The organism is Novosphingobium cyanobacteriorum (assembly GCF_029436685.1).
Classification (GTDB): domain Bacteria; phylum Pseudomonadota; class Alphaproteobacteria; order Sphingomonadales; family Sphingomonadaceae; genus Novosphingobium; species Novosphingobium cyanobacteriorum.
This window is the reverse complement of sequence record NZ_JAROCY010000011.1, coordinates 174,760-181,169: the sequence shown is the minus strand read 5'-3', so window position 1 is coordinate 181,169 and position 6,410 is coordinate 174,760. Positions and strand designations below refer to the sequence as shown.

Sequence of the window (6,410 nt, the reverse complement as noted above, 5' to 3'; positions counted from 1 at the left end):
GACGGCGCGCGACGGCATGCGCGGGCCCCTCCCATGGACTACCGGGATAACCGCCTGCCAGACCGATAGGGGGGTCAGTTTTACGCGCCGATCAGGGGGTCAACTTTGAACGCCGATTGACACTTTATGCGGGGCATGGTTCACGACACCCCACGATCGTTAGCCAGCCGGTCGGCAGCGACTGCGCGACAGACTTCGTCGTGCAATTGCCTGTCAAGCAAAGCCTTGGCGGAACGTGTCACCTCCAGCAAAACAGAGACGACCTCGGCAACCGCGATTTGGAATTGCGCTGGAGCTTCCTGCGCCAGATCGCCGGCGCAGCGCGTTGCGTTCTCCAGCCGGTCAAGCTGGTCGTAAAGGGCCGCCACTTTCATGCCGCCCCTCCCTCGATCAGAGCGCGCAGGCTGGCAGCGGGGATCAGGGTGCGGCGGCCCAGCTTTCGAGCTTCCAGCTTTCCTGAACGGATCATGTTGTAGATTTGCGATTTGCAGAGGGTGGAAACGCGGCAGGCGTCTGCCACGCTATAGGCCAACGGCTCGGCTGGGATGTGCATCGGTGTAACTCCATGACCATCATTGGACATGGGGCTATGTTGTTTGGGCAGAATTGCGCCGTCCAATTGCGCCGCATTTGCGCCGTCATTTCGCGGCGCAATAGGCCCTAAGGCTTTGATCTAGGTCCAGTTTTTCTATTAGGGGCAAGTTTCCGGACGCGGCTCCTCGCGACTAAGTGGTCAGGATGATCTTTCCGGCACAATGGCCAAAGGACCCGATCGACGTCCTGGACCTTCAACTGGTCGGGAAGCTTTCTCCACCAGCTTTTCAACGCTGCTTCAGAAAGTACCGGTGTTACCTTGGCGGAGCCGTCCGCTGGGGGACAACTAACACTAGCATCAAGCACCTCAGAGTGCCATTTGCGCGCCATGTCCTTCAGTGATGCAAGCTCTTCTCGATCGAACCGAAGCCCTTGGATGTCGAGTCGTTCGGCCCCGGCCTTCCCAGAGTTACCGACATAAGAAAGGCGCCCGTCGGGCCAGTTTCCGACGATGGTCGAATGCTCGTTTTGGAAATGGACCGCCCCGGTTTCATCGGGAAGCGCCACCCACATTAAGATCGGCCAGAGGTGATGAGGCACGAGCGTCAAATGATCGGCGTTTATGAATGCCCATCCGTGCAACCGTAACTCGTAGCATTGTTCGCAAAGAAATGAGGCTGCTTCCCGGAGCGTCCCACCTGGCGTCACCAGTTCAGCTAGCGCCTGACGCGCCATGATCATTTCAACCACCCCGCCCTCCGTTGGCGGCTCCGAATTGCAATGGGGAAGCGCGTCGGAGTGTCGTGCTTGTCGGCTGGCCGGCCTATCCCCGTCCCATCCGTACTCACTTCGTTCCATCCGCACCAGCCGGCACAACCAACATGGCGTCAATCATGCCCTGCATCAGCTCGTCGATCGGGACTGGGACGCTAGTGGATACGTAGCCAAGGTTTCGTGCCCGGCGTTGGCCATGGCATGAAAGCCAAGCTCGGCCATGCATTCGCCATGCCCGCTGTAGCAGGCCCACGGGTAGCAAATAGCAGCGTCGGCTGGGCGCAAACGCATACGCGATGAAGTCACATGCGATCGGCTTTTGGACCCAGCCGGGAGAGCGCCTGGCCTCATCGCTCCATTGCTCAAGAAGGATGTCCGGCCAGTCGTGCGTTCTAACCTTCTCGTCGACTGTATAGACTCGACCGCAAGCCAAGGTCAGGACACGATCAATTCCGCCGCGCTGGGCCCAGCCGTCGTCATGGACGCTCACAGCACTAACGAGCGTGGGAAAAGCTCTGCAGTACAGTTCTTGCCACCACGGAGCCTCGGAAAAGCTCTGCGATAACGCGAGGCTAGCCCGAAAGTTGTGGGAGCCATCGGAACTCGCCCTGAACGCAGGCTGTGGTGGCGACCATGGAGATGGTTTCGGAATTTGCCCCATTGGGATGTCCGATCGCCGTTCGAGCAGGCATGCCGGCCTTAACCGGCCTGCCCCCCTGTTTCAGAACCTGCCAAGCGGTGAGTTTCGACCGCTAAGGCTACTCGAGCCCCGGTCGCACTTCGCCCAGGCGCTCGACAGGTTCGCCGGGGCTCTCTCCCGCTGTCTAGGCAAACGGTGCTTTGCCATCACGCATCTCCCATAGCCCGCAGCGAGCGGAGAGCAGCCACCATCGGCATGGCGGCCCAGTCGAAGTCGTCGGTGTGCTGGGCGACGTATTCGAGGTCCATGCGCAGGATCGCGTTTTCCTCGTCCAGCACGTAAGCGGCACTGTTGTGGAGCGCGACCCATATCTGCGTTTCGATCCCGAGCGGCGTCTTGGCCACCGTGCTCTGGATCAGCTTGTCGCACTCGTCGACAATATGCCAGTGTGGGTCGGCAGCCTTGTCACTCGGCCCAAGCGTTTCGCTGTTGATCACCGCGTAGGCGGCAACGCGGCGCTGCCATGCGTTGAGGATGGCAGCGTCGGGATCGGTGGCAAATGCCGTCTCACCAGCAGGCGAGCCCGCGGCCGCAGCTGGAGCTAGCAAAGCTGTGGACGTTGCGGCGATGAAGGTTCGGCGATCCATCACGCGTCCCTCCCCTGTCCGACCGGCGCCAAAGCGAGGCGAAAGTCTGGAGCAAGGATCCCAACGACGCGCCCCACAATTCGGTCACGCGCTCCGGCCTCATTGTAGGGCCCGTCGAACCAGCGCTGAACCCGATCGACAGCGCCGTTAAGATCATAGACCGGCTGGCGCCATTCCATCCCCCAACTGTTTCGCAGGCTGGCCTTTGACTCGCCTGGCGAGCGGAATAGGCCCTCGCACGCCTTGATCTCCACAACACGGCGAGCACCACGACGACTTTTCCATTCCACAAGGAAGAGCTCGCCGCTCAATGGCTCACAATCTGTCGGGTCCACGATAGCGAAGTCACCCGCGCGCAGATGAGGTGCGCTTCCGTCATCCAAGACTTCGTGGACGATGCACTCGGCTGGCGCGCTCGTATGCACGACGAAACTGTTGAGACCGGGCTGGCGCGCGTCGCCAGAGAAATTATGGGTGAACTCAGCCATTTTCGATCTCCTGTGATCGGATTGGTCAGGAGCGGCGCGAGATTGGTACTCTTGCGCCGCTTCGCATTTGGGGATATCCGTTAATCATGGATGAGTCAATACGGGATATCCCAAAAAAGAGGGGGCGCCCCTATGCCGGCGGTAGGCAAGTGGGCGTTCTGGTGCGGATGCCAGCCGACGAGTTGGATATGCTGGACCGGTGGCGAGAAACCGAGCCCGGAGCGCTATCGAGGCCTGAGGCCATCCGGCGGCTGGTGGTTCAGGCGATAAAGAGCTAGGCCGCGAGCCGCTCAACTGGGGCTGCCTGAGCCTGACATAAAGCGATCCTTATGTCGTTGCGATCACGTCGCACGCAGACTATATCCGGATCAGGCCTCTGTAGCCTGAATACGCTGGCTAGGACAGCCGTGCCCGAGGCCAGCCCTCGGGATAGGGCTACAGGGGACCTATTTGTGGTGCCATACGGTTAAGAACCGAGCACTGAACGAAGTGTCAGTGTGCCACGATGCCCGACCGGATGCTTTCAGAACATAGTCGGCAAGTTCACCTTTCGGCGAAGTGTGTTGCACCTCGTTACGCTTAGCCGCGATTGCGCCAACGATCACGTCAGCCATCTGAACTATGCCAACGCGCTTTGAGCAAACTGGCTCGATAGACCGCACACAATTCGGTTTGGTGTGGTAGTGGTTGTAGGCCTTCGCGCAGAGCTGGTTTCTCATGGCGCAGATGTCTCTCGAGTCGTTGCCTTGGTCCAAGCGGACGTGGATTGCTCGTTTCTGACCGTAGAACCGTGCCACCCTGTGTAGGAGCAACTGGAAGTACATCTTGTTGACTGACGTGTCCTTGTTCTCTCCCTCCTTGGCCTTGTGGTCAAAAGCGTCGAACTTTGCGACAATCACGTGCAGCGCTGCATTGCGCTGGTTGATTAGCTGAAACGCATAGTCGATCAGGCTCTCGTAGCCGGCCTTTCGCCTGCCACCACGGTAATCCGCCCAGTGAAATTCAGACCGTATTCCGGCGTCGTCCCGCAAGGTGGCGATGGTGTCTTCGATCTCTCTGATGCGATTGCCCGCGACAGCAAAGCCACCAGCGATCATGTACGAGCGGTCTCGGCTGCTTGCGTCCCCAAAGAACGACAGCGACGGGATCTCCTCCGGGTGGGGCACTATCGGCATGCGTTAGTAGTCCGCGCCCTGATCCCGCTTCACCGAATGCTTAATGTCCCAGAGGTGGCTCTGGATTTTCTCCTGGCGCTTATCCAGCTCGCCTAGCCAGAATCTCACGTTCTCAATTTGCCTGTTCAGCTTTGCCAGTTCGTCGAGCCCCTTCGCCCCGACGTAGACTGCCCCTACCAATGGGATAAGCATTGCCCAGTTGAAATGGTCCACCGGTCTTCCCCCTGCTTTAATGGCAAGCGCATGGGATAGGGGACAGGCGGGCCCGGGTTCAAGCCACCCCTTAGCTAGTGGCTGCAGTTCGCAATGAGGTGACGTTCTCGGCCACGCCGGACAGCGAAGGCGCAGCAAACCTTCCCCACGCCTCCATCAGCGCGCGGCGCATGTCTCGCAGATCGCTCCGCAGGTAAGCTTGTTCGGTCGCGGTACCGACTTTGTGGGCCAGCGCCATCTCGGCCACCATGGCCGGAATGGTCGGCATCCGTTCGGCCGCCCAGTCACGGAAGGCAGACCGGAAGCCGTGCACCGTTTCGACGCGGCCAGCCGTCCGGAGGGCCTTGGTCAGAGACATATCTGACAGCGGCCCTCCCTTCACGCCAGCGAACATCAGCCCGGTGCGCAGGGCCTTGTCCGGGTTCCAACGCTCCAGCAACGCCACGGCAGCGTCCGACAGGGTGACAACGTGCCCCTTCGCCATTTTCATCATGGAGGCGGGGCGGGTCCAAGTCCGCGCCTCCAAGTCGATTTGCTCCCAAGTGGCGTTGCGCACCTCACCGGAACGGGCAGCGGTCAAGATCGTGAACAGCACCGCGAACCGGCTGGCCGTCGCGTCCTTGCCTAGTTCGCCAGCGAGGAAGGCCGGCACCTCTGCGAAGGGCATCGCGGCGAAGTTCTTGCCTTGATCCTGCTTGGCGAGGCCGGTGCGGAGCTCGCGGGCATCGGGCAGCGCATCCCTGCGCCAGCCGCGCGCCTTGGCGAACGCCAGCACCTGCCCGATCCGGCTCCGCACCTTGCGCGCCATGACCGGCTTATCCGTCCAGATCGGGGCCAGGGCGGCAATCACGTTCGCGCCGTCGATCAGGTCAACGCGCATCCCGCCCAGCTTGGGCACCGCGTATTCCTCCAGTGAGGCAAGGAAGGCCTTGGCAGTCTTGTCGCTCCAGCCGGACTTCAGGGCTTCGTGCGCATCCTTCATGGCTTGCGCAAAGGTCGGCACCTTCACCCGTTCGCGGTCGCGCTCTGTTACAGGATCGCCACCAGCCTTCGCCAGCTTGCGCAGCGCCGCCGCCTTTTCGCGGGCCTCCGCCAGCGTCAGGCGCTTGCGCAGCATCAAGGGGGTATCATCAAGGCGCTTGTCGCCAGCGGCAAAGGCGTTCGCTCCAGCGCCATCATCGACAGAGCCTAGGCCAATGTCCCGGCGCTTGCCGTCCACCTTGATCCGCAACATCCAATTGCGGGCACCAGTCGGTGCGACCACCAGCATCAGGCCTTCGCCGTCCACCAGAATTTGCTTGGTCGGCTGACCGTCTGCGCCCTTGCCCGGCTTGGCGGCTTTCACCTTGGTTGACGTAAGCTTGCCCATGGATTCCCCACACCTTTCCCCACACATTACGGTGGCTTTCAGTGTCGGTCAATGCACTTGCCTGCACTATCGCTGCAATTCACCCCAGCATTTCCGCCATTCCTATGGCCATGGGTTTTCGCCCATGCACCCCGGTTATAGTCCTACTCAGGGAGCCATTTATTTCCTTAACAATCAGACACCTAATCCCGCACGTTTAGTGACGTGCCGCGGGATCAGTGCAGGCGCACCGTGCGCCCTTCGATCACGGCATCCAGCACCGCCGGATGCAGCGGCTCGGCAAAGCGCAGGCCGGCGCTGAAACCTTCTGACCAGGTCACCGTCGCCAGCTTGGGCTCAAGGCCGGGCAGCGCCAGCCACAGGGTCGTTCCGGGCTTCAGCCGTTCCATCGAATCCATCCGCGCAGACCAGCAGGTCAGGTCACTTACGGTAACCTTTGCACGCAGGATGCCGCGGCGATAGCCTGCGGGGATGGCCAGCGCAGGCTGCCCCGGAACCCAAGCATTTTCGCCGTTTTCAAAGCCGCGATTGTGCAACATGGCGATCCGCCTCCTGCCCCGTGATGGGATG

The 6,410-nt window shown here is 61.0% G+C and carries 9 protein-coding genes; all 9 read right to left on the bottom strand.

Annotation, left to right across the window (positions count from 1 at the left end; all coding sequences use genetic code 11):
- Positions 1–140 precede the first annotated feature (140 nt).
- Positions 141–374: a hypothetical protein gene (locus POM99_RS13090; protein ID WP_277278518.1), complete on the bottom strand. Its 234-nt coding sequence runs from the start codon at positions 372–374 to the stop codon at positions 141–143.
- The gene (locus POM99_RS13085) at positions 371–553 is read right to left on the bottom strand and encodes a helix-turn-helix domain-containing protein (protein WP_277278516.1); all 183 of its coding nucleotides are present in this window, start codon (positions 551–553) and stop codon (positions 371–373) included. Before POM99_RS13085 ends, POM99_RS13090 begins: the two co-directional genes overlap by 4 nt.
- 107 nt (positions 554–660) lie before the next feature.
- Positions 661–1,284 carry a hypothetical protein gene (locus POM99_RS13080; protein ID WP_277278514.1) on the bottom strand — a complete coding sequence of 208 codons (624 nt, stop codon included), beginning with the start codon at positions 1,282–1,284 and terminating at the stop codon, positions 661–663.
- 870 nt (positions 1,285–2,154) lie between these two features.
- Positions 2,155–2,595: a hypothetical protein gene (locus tag POM99_RS13075; protein ID WP_277278512.1), complete on the bottom strand. Its 441-nt coding sequence runs from the start codon at positions 2,593–2,595 to the stop codon at positions 2,155–2,157.
- Positions 2,595–3,083: a hypothetical protein gene (locus tag POM99_RS13070; RefSeq protein WP_277278510.1), complete on the bottom strand. Its 489-nt coding sequence runs from the start codon at positions 3,081–3,083 to the stop codon at positions 2,595–2,597. The genes POM99_RS13075 and POM99_RS13070 overlap by 1 nt, the downstream gene beginning before the upstream one ends.
- A gap of 446 nt (positions 3,084–3,529) precedes the next feature.
- The gene (locus POM99_RS13065; RefSeq protein WP_277278508.1) at positions 3,530–4,258 is read right to left on the bottom strand and encodes a DUF3800 domain-containing protein; all 729 of its coding nucleotides are present in this window, start codon (positions 4,256–4,258) and stop codon (positions 3,530–3,532) included.
- A 3-nt stretch (positions 4,259–4,261) separates the two neighbouring features.
- Entirely contained in the window at positions 4,262–4,471 is a 210-nt protein-coding gene (locus POM99_RS13060; RefSeq protein ID WP_277278506.1) for a hypothetical protein, read from the bottom strand.
- A gap of 70 nt (positions 4,472–4,541) precedes the next feature.
- The gene (locus POM99_RS13055) at positions 4,542–5,840 is read right to left on the bottom strand and encodes a tyrosine-type recombinase/integrase (protein WP_277278504.1); all 1,299 of its coding nucleotides are present in this window, start codon (positions 5,838–5,840) and stop codon (positions 4,542–4,544) included.
- A 215-nt stretch (positions 5,841–6,055) separates the two neighbouring features.
- Positions 6,056–6,379 carry a PilZ domain-containing protein gene (locus POM99_RS13050; RefSeq protein WP_277278501.1) on the bottom strand — a complete coding sequence of 108 codons (324 nt, stop codon included), beginning with the start codon at positions 6,377–6,379 and terminating at the stop codon, positions 6,056–6,058.
- Between the last annotated feature and the right edge of the window lie 31 nt (positions 6,380–6,410).

Coding starts and splice junctions, on each gene's coding strand:
- POM99_RS13070 (WP_277278510.1), bottom strand. CDS start 3,083: ATGGCTGAGTTCACCCATAATTTCTCTGGCGACGCGCGCCAGCCCGGT.
- POM99_RS13085 (WP_277278516.1), bottom strand. CDS start 553: ATGCACATCCCAGCCGAGCCGTTGGCCTATAGCGTGGCAGACGCCTGC.
- POM99_RS13065 (WP_277278508.1), bottom strand. CDS start 4,258: ATGCCGATAGTGCCCCACCCGGAGGAGATCCCGTCGCTGTCGTTCTTT.
- POM99_RS13055 (WP_277278504.1), bottom strand. CDS start 5,840: ATGGGCAAGCTTACGTCAACCAAGGTGAAAGCCGCCAAGCCGGGCAAG.
- POM99_RS13090 (WP_277278518.1), bottom strand. CDS start 374: ATGAAAGTGGCGGCCCTTTACGACCAGCTTGACCGGCTGGAGAACGCA.
- POM99_RS13050 (WP_277278501.1), bottom strand. CDS start 6,379: ATGTTGCACAATCGCGGCTTTGAAAACGGCGAAAATGCTTGGGTTCCG.
- POM99_RS13075 (WP_277278512.1), bottom strand. CDS start 2,595: ATGGATCGCCGAACCTTCATCGCCGCAACGTCCACAGCTTTGCTAGCT.